This window comes from Streptomyces sp. NPDC088733, from assembly GCF_044751185.1.
In the GTDB taxonomy this organism is placed as follows: domain Bacteria; phylum Actinomycetota; class Actinomycetes; order Streptomycetales; family Streptomycetaceae; genus Actinacidiphila.
On record NZ_JBIVLH010000002.1, the window covers coordinates 614,142 to 631,881 of the forward strand.

The 17,740-nt window shown below is 67.2% G+C and carries 8 protein-coding genes and 1 pseudogene; 6 read left to right on the forward strand and 3 right to left on the reverse strand.

The window, feature by feature from the left end:
* Positions 1 to 4 precede the first annotated feature (4 nt).
* Positions 5 to 7,531 carry a ricin-type beta-trefoil lectin domain protein gene (locus ACIP64_RS05990; protein WP_401582363.1) on the reverse strand — a complete coding sequence of 2,509 codons (7,527 nt, stop codon included), beginning with the start codon at positions 7,529 to 7,531 and terminating at the stop codon, positions 5 to 7.
* Positions 7,532 to 8,244: 713 nt separating this feature from the next.
* On the opposite strand from ACIP64_RS05990, the gene ACIP64_RS05995 reads away from it, so the two are divergent.
* A complete protein-coding gene (locus tag ACIP64_RS05995; protein ID WP_401582365.1) occupies positions 8,245 to 11,592 on the forward strand; it encodes an FG-GAP-like repeat-containing protein in 3,348 nt (1,115 codons plus the stop codon).
* A gap of 758 nt (positions 11,593 to 12,350) precedes the next feature.
* On the opposite strand, the pseudogene ACIP64_RS06000 reads toward ACIP64_RS05995, so the two are convergent.
* Positions 12,351 to 12,491 (reverse strand): annotated as a pseudogene (locus ACIP64_RS06000) (flavin reductase family protein); the annotation flags it as partial.
* A gap of 119 nt (positions 12,492 to 12,610) precedes the next feature.
* Here ACIP64_RS06000 and ACIP64_RS06005 point away from each other — a divergent pair.
* The 5 genes from ACIP64_RS06005 (at position 12,611) to ACIP64_RS06025 (ending at position 17,436) form a co-directional block, all read left to right on the forward strand.
* Positions 12,611 to 13,918: a carbamoyltransferase C-terminal domain-containing protein gene (locus tag ACIP64_RS06005; RefSeq protein WP_401582367.1), complete on the forward strand. Its 1,308-nt coding sequence runs from the start codon at positions 12,611 to 12,613 to the stop codon at positions 13,916 to 13,918.
* A complete protein-coding gene (locus ACIP64_RS06010) occupies positions 13,915 to 14,967 on the forward strand; it encodes a hypothetical protein (RefSeq protein WP_401582369.1) in 1,053 nt (350 codons plus the stop codon). Before ACIP64_RS06005 ends, ACIP64_RS06010 begins: the two co-directional genes overlap by 4 nt.
* A 96-nt stretch (positions 14,968 to 15,063) precedes the next feature.
* Positions 15,064 to 15,573, forward strand: coding sequence for a topology modulation protein (locus ACIP64_RS06015; protein WP_401582370.1), 510 nt, complete (start codon positions 15,064 to 15,066; stop codon positions 15,571 to 15,573).
* A gap of 31 nt (positions 15,574 to 15,604) precedes the next feature.
* Complete coding sequence (locus tag ACIP64_RS06020) at positions 15,605 to 16,450, forward strand: class I SAM-dependent methyltransferase (protein WP_401582371.1); 846 nt, start codon at positions 15,605 to 15,607, stop codon at positions 16,448 to 16,450.
* Positions 16,447 to 17,436 carry a hypothetical protein gene (locus ACIP64_RS06025; RefSeq protein WP_401582373.1) on the forward strand — a complete coding sequence of 330 codons (990 nt, stop codon included), beginning with the start codon at positions 16,447 to 16,449 and terminating at the stop codon, positions 17,434 to 17,436. Before ACIP64_RS06020 ends, ACIP64_RS06025 begins: the two co-directional genes overlap by 4 nt.
* Here ACIP64_RS06025 and ACIP64_RS06030 read toward each other — a convergent pair.
* Positions 17,365 to 17,604, reverse strand: a complete 240-nt coding sequence (locus tag ACIP64_RS06030; protein WP_401582375.1) for a transposase — start codon at positions 17,602 to 17,604, stop codon at positions 17,365 to 17,367. The genes ACIP64_RS06025 and ACIP64_RS06030 overlap by 72 nt on opposite strands.
* Between the last annotated feature and the right edge of the window lie 136 nt (positions 17,605 to 17,740).

Genomic DNA, 17,740 nt, shown 5'->3' on the forward strand with positions numbered 1-17,740 from the left:
AACATCACCACTTTGTCCATCTGCGAGCCCCATTGGGCACCCGCACGAGGTCGAATGCTATCCCATCCGGCGTGTCACGATACGTCCACAGCTCACCGTAATCAACACCCATCTCATTCATGTAGCGTCGCAGTTGCCGAGTTCCGGCCTTAATGCCGCTCTTAGTGTTCGGCTTGAGCTCCACAGGGAAACCGTCTGCAGTGAATCCGTCAGGGATATTTCCTGGCGAGATTTGACTGCCACGCGAATATCCAAGAGAGTCCAAATGCTCTCCCCATTCGGGCCCATTATGAACCTGCGTCCCACGCGCGGCGGCTGCACTATTACCTGATTGGAGATTCGCCGGGCACGTTCCGCCGGAATTATGAACGAGGACGGGCGTGCCGCCCGCGAGTACATAGTACGTGTGGAGGTCGGCAACGGTGAGGTTGTAGGCGGCCTGGAGCCTGTGGAAGTGCTTGACCCTGGTGATGCGGAGTTCACGGCCCTGGTCAGTGCGCAGGGTCATGCCCGGGGCAAGGTTGCCGGCGTCGATCCAGTCGTGTTCGCTGGGTGACCACATGGGGTGGTGGTCGGTCGCAGTAAGTACGCTCTCGCCACCCCCCGTAGCATTGTTCAGGGTGATGGTGGTGAAGTCGGTGTCATCCGGGGTGAGGATTGTGGCGGTGACCGACTTGGGGGTTGTCTTGCCGCTTTCGGGATCTGTGGCGAGAACCTCGTCACCGAGCTCAAGGTCTTCTATGGGTTTGGTGCTGCCATCGGCGGCGAGTACTTCCGTGCCAGCGGGGAAGCTGTTTTTGCATGGACTGAGGAGTTTTGCGGCGAGTTTTGTGGCGCCCTTCTCCATGAGCTTTGCCGCGCCAAAGCTCATGACGCCTTCGGCTGCTCCTGTGGCGCCGCCGATTCCTTCTGCCTTGAGGTAGCCGAGGTTGCTGTGGTCGGCGTCGGGATCGAGGTAGTTGTTGGTCCAGGCGCCGGCCATGCCGCCGAGGGCGCCGCAGCCGGCTGCCAGGCCGAGTGCGGCTCCGCCGGTGGCGGCTCCGGCAGCTCCGACGGCTACACCGCAGCCTGCGGTGACGACGACTTGGGTGACGAAGGTGACGACCTCGCGGTGGTCCTGCATCCAGCCCTTGGTCTTGCACCACCAGTCACATTCGGGCTGGGGCTTGGTGACGGTGACGACCTTGGTCACAATCCCGACGTTGTCGAGGCCACCACCGGTACCGGTCTGGCGTCCGCCGTGTTTGTCCTCGTCCTCGAGTCGTGCGCTGGATCCGTCGTTCATGTAGGCGCAGGCGCCGCCGCCGCAGCCGTAGTCGGTGCCGGTCGGGTCGGTGAGGGTGACGGGGTTGTTGGCGCTGTAGGCGTAGCCGTTGAGGCTGAGAGGTCGGGCGATGTCGAGGACGGGGTCGGCGGAGATGAAGCGGCCGGTGTCGGGGTCGTATTCGCGGGCGCCGAGGTGGGTGAGGCCGGTGGTGTTGTCGTCGGTGCCGCCGAGGTAGCCGCGGTGGGATTGCCAGGTACCGGGCTGGGTTCCGCGTTCGACGCCGAAGGGATCGGTGCGCTGGCGTTCGATGGCCTGGGTGTCGTCGAGGCCGACGGTGCCTACGGCGGTGCCGTGGTTGTCGGTGACCATGGCGGTCAGCGTGCTGGTGGTGCTGCCACGGGTGGAGTGGCGCAGCACTGCGGGGGCGCCGGCCTGGCCGTAGTAGCGCTGGCAGTAGGCGGTGGCGCCGGCGGCATCGGTGGAGAATTCAGCGTCGTCGAGGTAGAGCGTGTGGGAGGCGGCGGTTGCGGCGATGATGCGGTTGCCGTTGGCGTCGTAGAGGTAAGTGGTCTGGTCGGCGAAGGCCCACTTCTGACCGGCGTCGGTCGTGCAGTTGGCCAGTTGAAGCGCGGTGGCGTCGTCACCGCTGGGGGCGTTGAGGCACTTGCCCGACGTCTGGTGCTTGATGGTGCCGCCGGTCAGGGTCCACTTCTGGTCGGTGGAACCTGTGCAGGCGGCCAGGGTGACGGGAGTGCCGTCGGTGGTGGCACCGCCAGTGGGTATGGCGCACTTTCCGAGGATCTTCAGAGCGTCGGTGGTCGGGTCGAGCTGGGCGTTCTGTGCCTTGGTGCCGTTGCACGAGAAGAGCTGGAGGGGGGTGCCGACCGTGGTTCCGGAGTTCTTCAGGTCCAGGCACTTGTTGTCGAGGCCGAGGAGCTGTCCCTTGCCGTCGGCGCCGAAGCCGGAGGCGGTTTTAATCTTGCCGTCCCAGGTCCATTCCAGCGTCTGGGTGTTGCCCCCGTAGGTGCGGGTGTGGGTGTTGCCGGTTGCGTCGTAGGTGAGCTTGGCCAGGGTGTCGACAGTGGCGGTGTCAGTGGTGATGTCGGTGAGGGTGTGGGGCTGCTGGAGGGTGCCGCCGCTGTCCTTGGTGCCGTAGCCGTAGCCGGTGGCGGTGTCGGTGGTGGTATCGACCTGGCCGCCGGTGACGGTGACGGTGGGGTTGTGCTCGATGAGTTGCTTGCGGTTGCCCAGTTCGTCGTAGCTGTAGGTCTGCCAGTAACCGTCGTTGGCGCTGGTGACGTTGGTCGCGGTGACCTTGCCGGTCGTGTCGTTGTAGACCGGTGCAATGTTCGTCTGGCCGATGGCCTTGCAACCGGGGTTGGGGGAGGTCCATGCCTCGTGGAGCTGCCCGAGCGCGTCGTAGGTGAAGCACTGGCGGTCGGTGTAGCTACTGCCGTCGGTGTCGCCGACTTGGGTGACGTTGCCGGCCGTGTCGTAAGCGTAGGTGCGGTCGTTGACGCGGGAGGCTCCGATGACCTCGCGGTCGGTGACGGCGCGGGTGAGCTGGCCGGTGTTCTCGTTGTACAGGTTGGTGGTCCACACCCGGTTCGGCATCTCACCGGTGACGGCCCGTGTCACCTCGCCGTAGGGGCTGTAGGTGGTGTCCGCGGTGTACCAGTCCAGCCCGGAGGTGGACGTGGGCAGGCCGTCGGCGTTGTAGCGGGTGATGACCTTTTCCTGGGCCAGACCTCCGACGGCCGGGACGGTGACGGACTGCAGCTGTCCGGTCTTGGTGTAGCTGTAGGCGTAGTTATAGGTGCCGGCCAAGCCGTCGGTGAACGTGTCGGTGAGGCTGTCCGGGATCGTGATGGTCTTGCCCGTGGGCCGGTATTCGGCGTCGTATCCCGTGATGGTGGTGGTGATCTTGACGCCGTCGTTGTCGCGCATGGCGGAGGCGAGCTGGCCCTTGGCGCCCAGGATGGTGTCGTAGTCGAACTTCGTCAGCAGGGTGCCGCTGGAATCGCCCAGGTGCTGCTCGATGGTGCGGCCGAGGGCGTCGTACTTGGTCCACACCTTGATGCCGCTGGCGTTCAGGGTGGTTTCCGGCCGGTCGAGGTTGTCGTACCACGTCTGGGTCGTCCCGGTGTCGGGGTCGACCGCCTTGACGGCACGGCCGCGAGCGTCGTAGACCCAGGACCAGGTGTTGCCCTTGGTGTCCTTGGCCTCGGTGCGGTTGCCGCGCGGGTCGTATGTGTAGGTGGTGGCGGTGTACGCCGCGCGCAGGGCGTCGGTGAAGGTGTCGATCTGCGTGGTCCGGCCGAGGGCGTCGGTGAAGCTGCGGGTCGCAGCAGCGCCGGTGGGCGGGATGACGGTGGTGGCGTCCCAGTTGTAGATATAGCGGGTCGTCTTGTCCGGCGACCTGGTGGTGCTGCCGTTCGGGATGGTTCCGTCCTGCGCGATGCCGCCCTCGACGGGTGTGACCGACAGGGGCCGTCCGAGGCCGTCGTAGCTGCTGAGGGTGGCGTTGGGTACGTTGAAGTCGGACTTCAGCTCGAACGGGGCGGTGGAGGGTGCGTCTTCGGCGTAGTAGCCGTTGTTGGTGCGCCGGACGGTGCCGTTGGCGTTGTAGAGGGTGTCGGTGACGACGCGTCCGCCGCCGACGGCATCGGTCTGGGTCTGACGGGTGCGTCCCAGGCCGTCGTAGAGGGCGATGGAGCGGGCGTAGGTGCCGTTGTCACGGAGGGTTTCTGTAGTCACGGCCGTGGGCTTGCCCACGGTGGTGTCGTAGGTGAACTTCGTGTCCGGGTCGTCGGTGGCCGGGTCCTGCGAGGGCGTCCATACGGCGGTGGTGCGGCCGAGGGCATCGTAGGTGTAGTGCGTGGTGCGGCCGTTGACGTCGGATACGTCCACGGCGGTGCCGCGGCCGGGTTCCACCGTGGTGGTGGAGGTGTAGTGCAGGGCGTTCTCGGCGGTCGTGGAGAACACCTGACCGGTCGGCGGACTGTATGTCGTCGTGCCGGTCTGGTTGTTGGCGTCGGTGGCGGAGTCGACGCGGCCGTAGTCGTCGTAGTGGGTCTTGCTGGTACGGATCCAGCCGGTGCCGTCCCCGTCAGAACCCCAGTCCTCGGTGGGTAGTCCCTTGGTGGGGGTGGCGCCGTAGTCCTGGTAGTCGTAGCAGGTGCGTGAGGCGGAGATGACTTCGTCGCCCGTCGCGGTGGCTGCCTGGTCGCACGTGCCGGCGGTGGTCCTGGTCTGCTGGACCAGACCGATCAGCCAGGCGGTGGTGTTGTGCAGGTAGGACGTGAGGGTGCACGTCTCGTCGCCGGGCTTGCCGGTGTCGCCGCGGGACTCCACCTGCGTGGGCAGCCCGTAGGTGTCCTCGTACTGGGTGGTCACCTGCACAGTGCGCGAGGTGCGGCTGTCGCCAGGCTTGGTGCCGCTGGCCGGGGTGACCGTGACGGTCTTGTCGACTTGGGTGCGGTAGGCCTGCAAGTCGGGACTGTCGTCGCGGGCTCGGGTTGCCAGCAGGTGCTCGGAGGGATAGGTGACGGTGCGAGAGGCGATCTCGCCGCCGCTGCCGTCGTCGTTCGCCTTGGTGTAGGTGATTTCCTCGGACGTCATCCCTTGAAAGGCGGGCAGGTCCTCGGCGATGTCGGCGCCGGTGGAGTCCTTGACAGTCACCGAGCGCGAGCTGTTGCCGGGCAGGGGGTCGCCGTCCATGCCGCGGAAGTAGCGAGTGACGCTCTTGCCGCGCACGATGCCGTTGGTGGGGTCGTTCTTGCCGGTGAGGACCGTGACCTGGGAGTAGCCGCGCCACTGGTCATAGGTGCGGGTGGCCTTCTCGGAGAACTCGGCCTGGTTCTTCGCCCAGGCCGCTCCGTCATCCGGGTACTGGTATTCGGTGACCAGGTCGGGGACGCCGTCGAAGCGCGGCTTTTGGGTGATGGAGGTGACGACGTACTTGTTGAACCAGTCGATGGTCTCCTGATCGGGGTCCGGGCTCCAGTACACCGGGTAGCAGCGGGTGCCGTTGTCCTCCGGCTTGGGGTGCGCGGAGGTGGCCATGGCCGGGCACGGGGCGGAGTACTCGACGTCGATCTCGCCGCCGGTTTCGGTGACGACCCGGCGGATGCGAAGCCGGTCGAACGCCGGCCGCGGGTCCTTGTCCCCGGTGGTGACCCGGTTCGGCATCGCCTGGTTGTTGTGGGAGAACTCCACCGCGTTCATCTGCAGCGTGTCGCCGTTGACGGTGTAGCCGGTGCGTTGAATCGACTCCAGCCACAACGGTGGGGCGGTGTCCGTCAGGGTGCGGGGGAAGGACTGGTTCAGGACGTATTTGTCGACGTTCAACGGTGTGGTCGAGCCCTGCTTCCGCTGGGCCAGGGTCGTCACGGACGAAAGGCGCTTGCGGGACCAGAACGTCGGGGACGGCACTGGGCAGCGCTTGCCCGCCGTTCCGGCGCAGTACAGGTTGACCGGCGTGTCGTACCACAGCCGGTACTTGCCGTAGTCGCGTGAGGCGAAGGCCATATCGTTGCAGGTCAGACCGCTCTCGGCCTCGTCGAAGCAGCGTTCTCCGACGGTGAACTGCACCTGGGCGAGCGGGTTGGCGGTGAACAGCGTGTTCGAGCGCTGGCCGTAGTCGATGCGGGCGAGGTAGCCGCCGCGGGTGTAGGAGACCGGGGAGGTGTACTTCTCGTTCTTCGCGTAGTAGTTGGTCTCCTTGTTCCACCACAGCGACATGGCGTTGCCGTGTACGTCCACGACGTAGTCCAGGTTCCAGCGCCAGGCTTGGGTGCAGAACGAGGACGTGAAGCTGCTGTTGTAGCAGGGCTCACCGGGTTGGTTGCCGGCGACCGGGACGGTGAAGACCGAGTCGGTGGTGTCCTTGCCGGTGGTCCAGCCGGGAAGCTTGTTCTTGCCGAAGTAGTACTGGGTGCCGTCCCTGGTGGTGACCTTCCAGTACTCCCCGTCCGCGTCACCGTTGTCGTTGCTGGTGTCCTTGAGTTTTTCGACCTTCGTGCCGTCGCCGTTGGCCGTCACCCACACGCAGCCCGCAGCGTCCGGGTTTCCGTCGGGGCAGTTCTTGGGATCGAGGACCAGTTCGGTCGTCGATCCTCCCAGGGACATGACGGCGTTGTAGGAGCCCCAGCACAGGTCCGAGGTCTTGTGGGACGCGTTGTTGGCGTTCCCGCTCGTGTCGTCCCGGCAGTTGCGGTAGGTCCGCTCGATCGAGCCGGGGTTGTAGTCCCAGCCGTCACCGATCCAGGAGGCCTGGTTGTTGGTGGCCGAGGTACGCCCGTCCACGACCTGCGAGTTGTAGTCGAAGGAGATCTTCGGCGAGGGGCCGACCGATACCGGAGGCACCTGGACGGCCTGGGACCACGTGAAGGCCCCGGCCGAGCCGCCGGCCGACCACGTACCGGCACTGGACAGCGGCGTTGCCGTGTAGTCGCCCTTCGCACCGGACCCGGAGTCGGTTGCCGCCAGCACCACCGACCCGCCACCGGCGGTCTCCCGGGGCAGCAGCGCCCGCAGGGTCCGGTCATGGCTGCTGGGATGGTAGACCGCCGAGGCGGCCGAACCGTTGTGGTCGGTGTTCAGTGATGCGGTCCGGGCCGTCGCGGAGGCCGCGGTCGCCGCGGCGACGTCAACCGTGGTCTTGATCTGCCCGGCGGTGCTGTCGTTCTGGGTGGCCAAGGAAGTGGCCTGGTTGCAGGCCTCGTCGTCCGGGTCGCTCAGGAAGCACTCGGGGTAGGCCACGAACTGCATGCGGTCTGCCCAGTCGGCACTGTAGAGCTTCTCGAAGTCCGAGTAGTCCAGCGCCACGTCCACCGCAGCATCGTCGGCCGTTGCCGGCGGGGTCACGGTCAACAGGACACCACTGACCTCGGCTGCCGACGCAGGATCGGCTGCCACACCGACCTGCCAGGTACCGGCCACCGCGGCAGCCTGTTCCGGAGTGGCGTCCTTGGGGGCTCCGAGCAGCACCGGCAGGTTGTCGGCCTCGACCAGATCGCCGGCCACCGGATTGGTCAGGTCGATGGCTTCCGGTTCACCGGACGGGACCACCGGGTCGGCCGGCTCGTACGGCTTCACCGGGACCGTCGCCTCGCCAGCCAGATCATCCAGGATGCCGGTGTCCGCGTCGGCGGCCTTCTCCTCGGGCGGGAGGTCGATCAGGTTCACCCCTGCCCGGTCCCCACCCGGCGGCGGAGCAGCAACCGCCTGCACAGGCAGCAGGCCCACCAGCAGACCGGCCATGACCGCCGCCCCGGTCCCCAGGCGGACCCGGTGCACACGACGGCGAGCAGCGGCAGTACGCGGCAAGGAGCCACGACCGGACCACGAAAGCGAACGCCAACCAAACACCGAGCAGCCCCCCAAGGCGGCAGGCAGGAATACAGCGGAAAACCGCAGAGCCTGCCCTGAAGATGCGAAGAAAGATCCGCCGAAGCCTCTGCCCGAAATAAGGCACCCGTCAATTGATTTCACGGCGCATGTGACATCCGCCACGTGCAATAGATGGAAAATTGACGCATCCAGGAAAGATCATCCAGAGATCCGCTGATCTGGCGCAAAGGGTTCCTCATTCGCATGATCCACACATCAGGACACAAGCGCGCAAGCGCACTTCGGGATGTCCACTGCTGCGCATGCGGTCAGCAACAGGGACGGGTTGACCTGCGGGGCGCGCCCGACCGGCGCGCACTCGCATTACAAGTCCCTCACGTGAAGAACTTGCCGCATTCACACCTTTTCATCCGCCATGGAATCCCACAAAGGGTGGCGCGGGGTGCATCTTTAGGGCATGATCTGGTCGCGCATTCCTGCCCTCTGGGAAATTTCTGCACTGACCCCCAAGGGTTGAACATCAGGTTAACTCCAGCCAAAGATGACGCTGGGTTCGGCGGCGGATTCATTCGTCGCCGTGCATCGCGTGGCGTTGGCTGCGGGTCGGGGAGGGGACGAGTTTCGTGGACGGACGTTGGCTGCGCTTGCCGCGCACCAGGCGGCGGGCCGGTGCCCTGCTGGCCACTGCAGTGGCCGCTGCCCTTGGCCTGACGCAGTTGCCGGCGCTGCACCACGCCGACGCCCCTCACCGCCCGGGCACCCCCTCCGCGCCGGTGCTGCTGGACGAGGACACCGCCGTGGCCCAGGCCCGCAGCTCCGGCAAACGAGTGGAGGTCACCGCGCTGCGCGACGCGAACACCACCACCTACGCCCTGCCCAACGGCTCCTTCGAGCTGACCAGTCGCGCGATCGCGTTCCGCGCGAAGGTGGGCGGGGTGTGGAAGCCGATCGACACCGACCTACGCCAGACCAAGGACGGCGGCTGGGCGCCCGAGGCCGTCAACAACCCGGCGGTCTTCTCCGGTGGCAGCCGCAGCGCCGATGACCACGCTTCCCGGTCCCAGGCACGTACAGCGCTGACCACCGGAACGGCCGGGGAGACGGCTTCCACCGACCTGGTCACCTGGAGCACCGACGGACACCAGCTGACCCTGACCTGGCCCGGGCTGCTGCCGACCCCCGTCATCAGCGGCCCGCGCGCCCTGTACCAGGACGTGCTGCCCGGGGTCGATCTGCTGCTCACCGCTCGCGACGCGGGCTTCTCCCACGTCCTGATCGTCAAGGACGCCGACGCCGCTGCCAACCCGGAACTCGCCAAGCTGTCGTACGGCCTGACCTCGCCGGACCTGGCCTTCACCCTCGACCCGGTCACGCACGTCGTCCACGCCAAGGACAGCAGCGGGCGCGAGATCGCGGTCTCCCCCACGCCGTACATGTGGGACTCCGCCGGCAAGCCCGCCATCACCGAAGGCGACGACCCGCAGCCGCCCCGCCCGTCCGAGGAGCCGCCCCCGTCGGCCGGTCCGGACGTCGACCCCCCGGCGGACGATCCCGCGGACATGCCCGATCCGAACTCCCACACTCCCTACGACGAGACCGACGCGGCCTTCCGCGACAGCACCCCCGGTGACGCCGGGTCGGCCGTACGGCCGGCTGCCTTCACCAACACCTCCGACTCGGCTTCTGTGCTGGCTCTGCCCGGGCTTGCCGGGCCGCAGCCCGGCACCCACGACGCGCTGGCCCAGGTCACCCTCAGCGAAGGCACCGCACTGAGCCTGACCCCCGACGCGAAACTGCTGACCGACGACTCCACGGTGTACCCGGTGTTCATCGACCCCTCCTTCACCGGGCACACCAACAACTGGACCACCGCCTACCAGCCCCACCCGAGCTCCAGCTTCTGGAACGGCAACAACTTCAACGACGGCACCGACACCGCCCGCGTCGGCTACGAGTCCACCACCGCCGGGCTGTCCCGCTCCTTCTTCCAGCTGGCCCTGTCCACCAAGCTCAAAGGCGCGGCCGTCTCCTCCGCCTCCTTCTACGCCCTGGAGACCTACTCCTGGTCCTGCTCCGCGCGCGGTGTCCAGCTGTGGCGGACCAGCGGCATCTCCTCGGCGACGACCTGGAACAACCAGCCGTCGTGGACCGAGCAGATCAACGCCCAGAACGTCGCCCACGGCTACAACAGCAGCTGCCCCGACAACTGGGTAAACTTCCCCGCCACCTCACTGGGCCAGGACGCCGCCACCAACGGCTGGAGCTCGGTCACCGTGGGACTGCGCGCGGCCGACGAAACCTCGTCGTACCCGTGGAAGAAGTTCGAGGCCAGCAGCAGCAACTCCCCGTACCTGAAGATCACCTACAACCACAAGCCTGTCGAGCCGACCAAGCTGGCCATGACGCCGGGCCCGGACTGCGAGGCCACTCCCAGTAGCAGCGTCGGCAACTCCGACCTGACCTTTGCCGCGACCTCCTCCGATCCCGACGGCGACCTGAAGTACCTCGACTTCGAGGTGTGGCAGGACGGCGCCACCACGAAGATCATCGACGGCAACTACACCGTCGATGCCAACGGCCACGCCAGCATCACCGTCGCCGCAGCCAAGTTCGCCAACGGCAAGATCTACAGGTGGACCGTGCGGGCCATCGACTCCACCGGCACCGCCTCCTCCTACGCGCCACCGGGCACCGGAAACTGCCTGTTCACCTACGACTCCAGCAAGCCCAACCCGCCCGGCATCGACTCCACCGACTTCCCCGAGGACGACGGAACCGGCACCGTCTGGAGCAGCAAGACCTTCGGCAACGAGGGAACCTTCACCCTGTCGCCCGCCGGCAGCAAGGACACCACGACCTACCTGTACTCCGTCAACGGCGGCTTCTACGACCACAGCAAGACCGTCGCCAAGGGCGCCAGCACGACCGTCTCGGTCGCCCCCAAGGTCGCCGGCCCCAACGTGCTGTACGTCAAGGCCGTCGACGGCGCGGGCAACCAATCGGCCGCCGCGACCTACCTGTTCTACGTCTCGCCCAGCGACCACAAGGACGCGCCCGGCGACGTCACCGGCGACGCGCTACCCGACCTGTATGTCATCGATCAGATCGGCAACCTGCGCCTGTACGCCGCGGACAAGACCGGCGACATCCAGGCATCCATCCCTGCCGCCTACAAGCCCCGCTCGACACTCGACGACGGCTACTGGACCGACCCCGCGGGAAACCCCGCCCTCATCACCCACAACGGGGACTTCCTCAAGGCCGACGGCGTCACCGACCTCATCGCCCGCATGCCCGACAAGGACAACAACCCCGACAACGGAGCCGGCCCCGGCCTGTTCATCTACCCCGGCGACGGCTACGGCAGCTTCGACATCACCCAGCGCACCGAGATCCTCCTCCCCGACAAGGCCGTCAACGGCGAGACCGTGCCCGCCCCCGGCGCCTACGACCAGATCCTCGCCGTCGGCGACATCGACAAGGACGGCCGGCCCGACATGTTCGCCACCTCCGGCAACCAGTACTGGGCCTTCCTCGGCTACACCGGCGGCGCCTTCAGCCAAGCCGTCCTCCAGAACACCGCCACCGCATGGCCCGACCGCGACTTGGTCTCCGTCGGCGACCACAACAACGACGGCGCCCTCGACCTCGTCTACCGCGTCCGCCAAGCCGGACAACTCCGCGTGCGCTACGGCATCAAGGACAGCCGCGGCGGCACCACCCTGCTGTCCCTTTCCAACGGCACCCCCTCCCTCCTCGGCGTCGACACCAACTACCCCGGCACCGCCTGGAGCGCCACCAGCGTCCCCATGATCACCGGCACACCCGACATCAACGGCGACAACATCCCCGACATCTGGGCCGTCCTCGCAGACACCAGCGTCCACGTCTACATCGCCACACCCACCACACCCGGCTCCGACACAATCGTCATCACCAGCGGCTGGGACGTCAAAAAAGCCCTCGGCTAACGCCGTTTCCAGCACGGTGGGTGCGAGGGCGAGCCTCGCACCCACCGTGGGGTCGCCAACGGCGACCATTGCCTGATGTCGATGACTGGTCCGCCAGGAAAGGTTGGCCGAAGTCGCCGACCAAGCTGCTTCAGGTCGGGAACTTACTGATGATTGCCGCCAGGCCCTGCGGACGGGTCTCTGGCTCGAGGATGCCGTCGGTCTTCGAGGCCGCTGGATCGGTGATCCGGAGACCGTGGATCTGCAAGTGGGTTTGGTGCTACGGCGGTCCACCCCGAGCACATTGGCGCGGCTGCACCTGAGCCCGGTCTCTCACCGATCTCGTCCGACGGCACGTGAGCTGAGCATCCCTCCGCTGGCAGTCCGCCGCCCTCGGCCCGGCGGCTGCACGACGAGGCGCCGGAGGGGAGTGAGCTCCACATCGTCGGTGTTCACCTCAACCTCGACGACACCCACGGCCGTTCCTCCTCGGCCTGCGGGTCGCGGCGCATCAACGCCGCTCCGGAGGAGCCTGCCGCTGCCTGCTACACCGACCCTCGCCCGGCCTGAGCAGCCGAGCCCGCACCAACCGCCAACCTTGGGCGGGGCGCTGCCGGCCGCTGGCGAAGCAACTGCGGTACGAAGTGGTGGCGCTGGTAGTACGGCGACCGGTGCTGACGCTGCAGACCAGGCAACCAACCGCCCTCCGCGGGAACTTCCACCTTGCACAGACCCCTGACCAGGGCTAACGTGCTCCGGGACCGCTACCGCTTTCCTCAGAACTTCGCAGGGGCGAGATTCGCCGTTCCCGCCTCGCTCAGGGTCGACACCCATGCGATGGGCCGCGGCACGACCACCGAGGTCAGCAGCTTGTAGAACGGGGTGCGGCCCATGGCCTCGGGATCGAAGTCGATTCGCATGGGCGCCAGTATCCCCCGCGGCGGGGCCGGATCCCAGCCGCCCTCTCCGCCCTGGTCAGACGCGAGGTTCCGACGAACGTGCCTGGTATCGGAAGGCACGGGTCGCCGGAGTTCACCCCATGTCCACGCCGTACGCGTGGGACGACCTACTCATTCCGCCGCAGGCACGCGGCGGCCGCGTCACCCTGAACCTCAACGATGAGCTGGCCGCGTACCTGCCCAAACGGCCGGCTGCCTATCTGCGGATCTCCTCCGACCGCTTCGGCATCGAAGCCGGAGTCGACCGCCAAGCGGAAGATGCCGAGGACACTCGGGCACGGCTGCGCTGGAGACCGTTCGCCAAGATCTACAAGGAGAACGACACCTCGGCGTTCAAGAAGCGCAAGGTCATGCGCGCCAACGGGACGATCGACTGGGTCGTCATCCGTCCGAAGTTCCGTGAGCTCCTCAGTGATCTCGCAGCCGGCACCATCGACGGAGTGATCTTCTGCGATCTGGAGCACTTGGTTCGCCAACCGCGGGATCTGGAAGACCTCATCGACATCGTCGAGTACGTCAAACGTCCGGTGATCGGCGCCACCGGCGGCCGCATGAACCTCATCAACGACAGTGATCGGCACATGGCCCGGCGCCTGTGCGTGGGAGGCGGAGTCGCCACGAACTGCGTGAGTATCGGCCGGATCATCGAGGCCGGCATCTTCGACGAGGTCTTCGTGCCGCCCGCGCCCGGTGACGCCGGCACAGCGATCGGCGCTGCCCTCGCCGTGCACGTCGACGGCCGCAGCCCACGGCCGGTGGCCGGCGTCGCCCGCGCCTGCTACCTCGGGCCGTCGTACGAGGACCAGCCGCTCGACCTGACGCCCTGGCCCGGACTTCGCCAGAAGACCCTGTGCATCGAGACCGCGGAGTTCCTCGCGGACGAGCTGGCACACGGCACCATCGTCGGCCTCTTCCAGGGAGCCGTCGAAGCCGGGCCGCGCGCCCTGGGCAACCGCTCGATCCTGGCCTCCCCGCTGGAGCCCGGTGTCGTCGAGCGCCTGAACGCCACCGTGAAGTTCCGCGAGTCCTTCCGGCTCTTTGCCCCCATGGTCCTGGCCGAGTGCGCCGCGGAATTCTTCACCCTCGGCCAGCAGGCGCCCTACATGTCCATGGCCTCCGGCGTGACGAACAGGACGCGCGAGCGCGTGCCGGCCATCGTGCATGCCAACGGCACCTCCCGCCTGCAAACCGTCACCAGGGAGCAGAACCCTTTCATGCACGCGGTCTTGACCGCCTTCGGCCGCCGTACCGGCGTGCCCATGCTGATCAACACGTCTCTCAACGTCAAGGGCAAGCCGATCTGCGGGACGCCGGAGATGGCTCTGGAGTGCTTGTCCAACTCCGGGCTCGACGCCTTGCTCCTCGAAGGGCGGTGGATCACCAAGTGAAGATCGGATACAGCTTCTGGGGTTTCCTCGGCAACGGGGTCACCGACACTCCGGACGGTGGCCGCAGCCACCGCCGCCCTTTCATCGACGCCCTCCTCGGCCGCGGTCACGACATCGTCTTCCTGCAGGCCGACCGCGACCGCCGCGAAGCCCGCGACAACCTCGGCAACGCTTACACATTCGACAGCGGCTCCCCGGGCATCGACGCCCTGTTCCTGGAATGGCGCTGGGCGATCACCGGCCGCAACACCACCGTGTGCGGGACCGAGGGACATACCTGCGACCTGCACCGCCAGGCCCAGCTCATCAACCACTACACCGTGCGACACCAGACACCCACCGTGATCTGGGACAAAGACCGCACTCTGCGTGCCGAGAGCGTGTGGCGCCGCACGGCACACACCGCCGTGTGCGAGGCCGCCCTCGCCCCGAGCCCGGGCGCGTGGTCGTTGCTCTTCCCCGTCGCTGAGGACCTCCTCGACCACGCGGACCCTGTCGCCCTCGCGGCGCAGCCGCGGGACCTCGCGCTCGGCTACGTGGGCAACCAGTACGATCGCGACGAGTCTTTCGACCGCTACTTCGCCCCGGCCGCCGCCCGCGTCGAACACCTGGTTGCCGGGAAGTGGACCAAGACCGATCGCTGGCCGCACGTCCACTTCCTCGGCCGGATCCCGTTCGAGGCCGCCGCCGGCATCTACGGCCGGTCCCTGGCCACGATTCTCATGCTGCCCGAGCGATACGCCGCCGCCGGCCAGATGACACAGCGCATCTTCGAGGCCGTGCTGGCCGGCTGTGTGCCTCTGGCCCCGGCGGACATCGGCTTCGTCGACCGGTTCGTGCCGGAGGAGCTGATCGTGCACTCCGGCCGCGACGTGATCGAACGGCTCTCCTACCTTCGCCAGGTTGCCGGCACCCAGCAGCACGCCGAACTGATCGCCGCGTGCGTGGACCGCCTGCGCCTCTTCGGCCTGAGCAAGCAGGTCGACACCCTGGAATCCGTACTCCACGGGCTCGTCCGGACCACCGCGACCGAACGGGGAGCTGCCTGATGCGGACTGCTTCACAGGACATGGCTACTGGATCATCCGAACGTGTCCTGGCGGATGGTCCCGCCGGACACCCGAACCTCTCTACGCTGGAGCACCATGAAGAAGGTCGCCATCGTCGGCTGCGGAGGCAGCGGCAAATCCCACGTGGCCCGCGAACTGGGCAGGATCCTCGACGCGCCGGTGACGCACCTGGATGCCGCGTTCTACGACGACGAGTGGAACGCGCTGCCCATGGACAAGTTCACCGAGCTGCAGCGCGAGCTGGTCGCGCAGCCGCGGTGGGTGATCGACGGCAACTACAACTCGACGCTGCAGGTCCGACTCGAAGCTTGCGACACGGTGGTCCTGATGGATGTGTCGACCGTGGCGGCGCTGTACGGGATCTTCTCCCGGCAGATCCGGCACGGGACGGGGCACAAGGGCAACGGCGTGCACAACCGGATCCACTGGGGTGTGATCAAGTACGTCGCCACGTACCGCCGCAAGATGCGGCCCCGCGTGATGGCGAAGATCGAGGAATTCGCCGCTGGCGCCGACGTGGTGTTGCTGGCCAACCGGCGGCAGACGCGCCGCTGGCTGCGGAAGATCGCCGCCACGCAGTCCTGAACGGCCCGCGCCCCCGGACGGGGGGTGCGGTATGAATAAGCACAACCCCTTCCTGGACCCCGCCCGGCAGCGGGAGCTGTACGAGCATGCCTCCCGGCTGGCCGGGCGGACCAATGCCCTGATGCGGGCCAAGACTTTCGGCCGCCCCGTGCCCGAGACGATCGTGAGCCTGGTACGGGCCCACCACGCGCGGCCGAATCGCCTCCGCCTGGTGCTGGACATCGGCTGCGGTCGCGGCACGAGCAGCCTGGTCATCGCCGAGCAGCTCCGGCCACAGCGCGTCATCGGCCTGGATGCCGCTCCCTCTCTACTCGCCCAGGCCCGCGAGCGCGCGAAGGAGCTGCCCGACGGCACGGTGGACTTCGTCGAGGGGGACTTCCACGATCTCCCCCTGCCCGCCGGGTCGTGCGAGGTCGCCGTCGCTGCGTTCTGCCTCTATCACTCGCCGCGGCCCCAGGACGTCATCGCGCAGGTCGCCAGAGCCCTCGCTCCCGCGGGCCTGGCCGTGCTCGTCACGAAGGGACTCGACAGTTACCGCGAGATGGACCAGCTCGTCGCTTCCGCCGGCCTCGACGTGCGTGCCGACAAGCACGAGAGCCTCTACACCACGGCGCACAGCGGCAACCTCGCCAACTTGGCCGCCTCCTCACTCGACGTGATCGCTGTCCTGGACGAGGAGCACGTCTTCACCTTCGAGGGCCATGACCACCTGGCGCAGTACCTGGCCACGAACCCGAAGTACGACCTCGCGCCCGGCCTGTATGGCAACCCCGGGGCTCTGGCGGCGACCTTGCACGAGTTCCTTCCGGACCGGCCGCTGACCACGCGGTCCCTCATCACCTTCGTCGTCGCTCGACCGAAGGAGGGGCAGGTATGACCCTCCCGCAGTTCACCAAGTTCTACGAGACACCGGAGCACGCTGCGGCGGCCGTGCGTCACTACCGGTGGATCGGCCGGCACGCCAAGCCGCTGCGGCAGCCGGCCCTCGTCGTCGTCGGGCCCCGTAGCTTGACGTTCGAGCGGGTCGAGGGCCACTCCGTAGGTCCCGAGGACCTCCCGCGCATGGCGGAACTGCTGGGGCACGCGCACGGTGCCGCCTGGCGCAGCGACCTGCAGTCGGCGTCGCTGGGCGCTCCGCACCACTTCGAGGACGGCACAACCTTCGACGACTACCTCGGCCCCCGGAAGATCGCGCTGAGACGACGCCACGAGCAGGGCTATCTGCCGGGCAAAGCGTCCCTGGACGCGATGCTCGGCCTGCTGGAAGAGACCGCGCAGGGGCCTACCGCCTTCTACAAGGACAGCAACCCCCGGAACTTCATCATCACCGGGGCTGGGGAGGTCGTCACCGTCGACACCGACGACCTGTCCCTCGCCCCGATGGGATACGACCTCGCCGCACTTCAGCACGTTCTCTTCCGCCGAAAAGTTCCCCAGGCCTTGACCGCCCAGACGGGTACGGCCGTTGCATCGCGTTCCTGCGCTCCCAGCCCCAAAGGACTCTTGGGAAGCATCAACAAGAAGATCTCCGCTCTACGCGACGCCATCGCCGTCGTCGAAAGCACCACGCCGCAAACCATGGACACAGAGCTGATCCTGGACATGGCGCAAGGGCTCCCCCCACCAGCGCCGCGCCCTCCTCCAGAAATACCTCCACAGCATCGAGGTACGACCGCCCCTCCGCCCCAAGGGCGCCAACCGAAGCCACCACGTCCGCGAACGCCTCCTCCCCCGCTGGAGGACACCGGAGGAAATAGCCGCGTAGCGGGCCGCGTCTGCTCGGACCTGGATCTACTGCAGGGCCCGGGTGAACACGCCGTCCAGGGCGCAGCGGCGGAACCGCGTGTAGACCGTCTGCCATGACCCGTAGCGTTCCGGCAGGTCACGCCAGGACACTCCGGTACGGATCTTGTAGACCATGCCGTGGACAACCTGCCGGTCCGCCACGCGAGGTCGTCCCGTGGCGGCCCGCGGTATCAACGGAGCGAGCAACTCCCACTCCCAGTCAGTGAGTTCATGGCGCCGTATCACCCCACCATGATCCGTTACCCGATGATCTTTGAAGACGGACCCTAGTACTGCAACGGTCTTTGTCGTGACGGGTGGGCAGCTTCGGGTGGTGTGTGACCGCGTCGTTTGTAGTGGCTGATTCGGGCTTGGTGTTGTC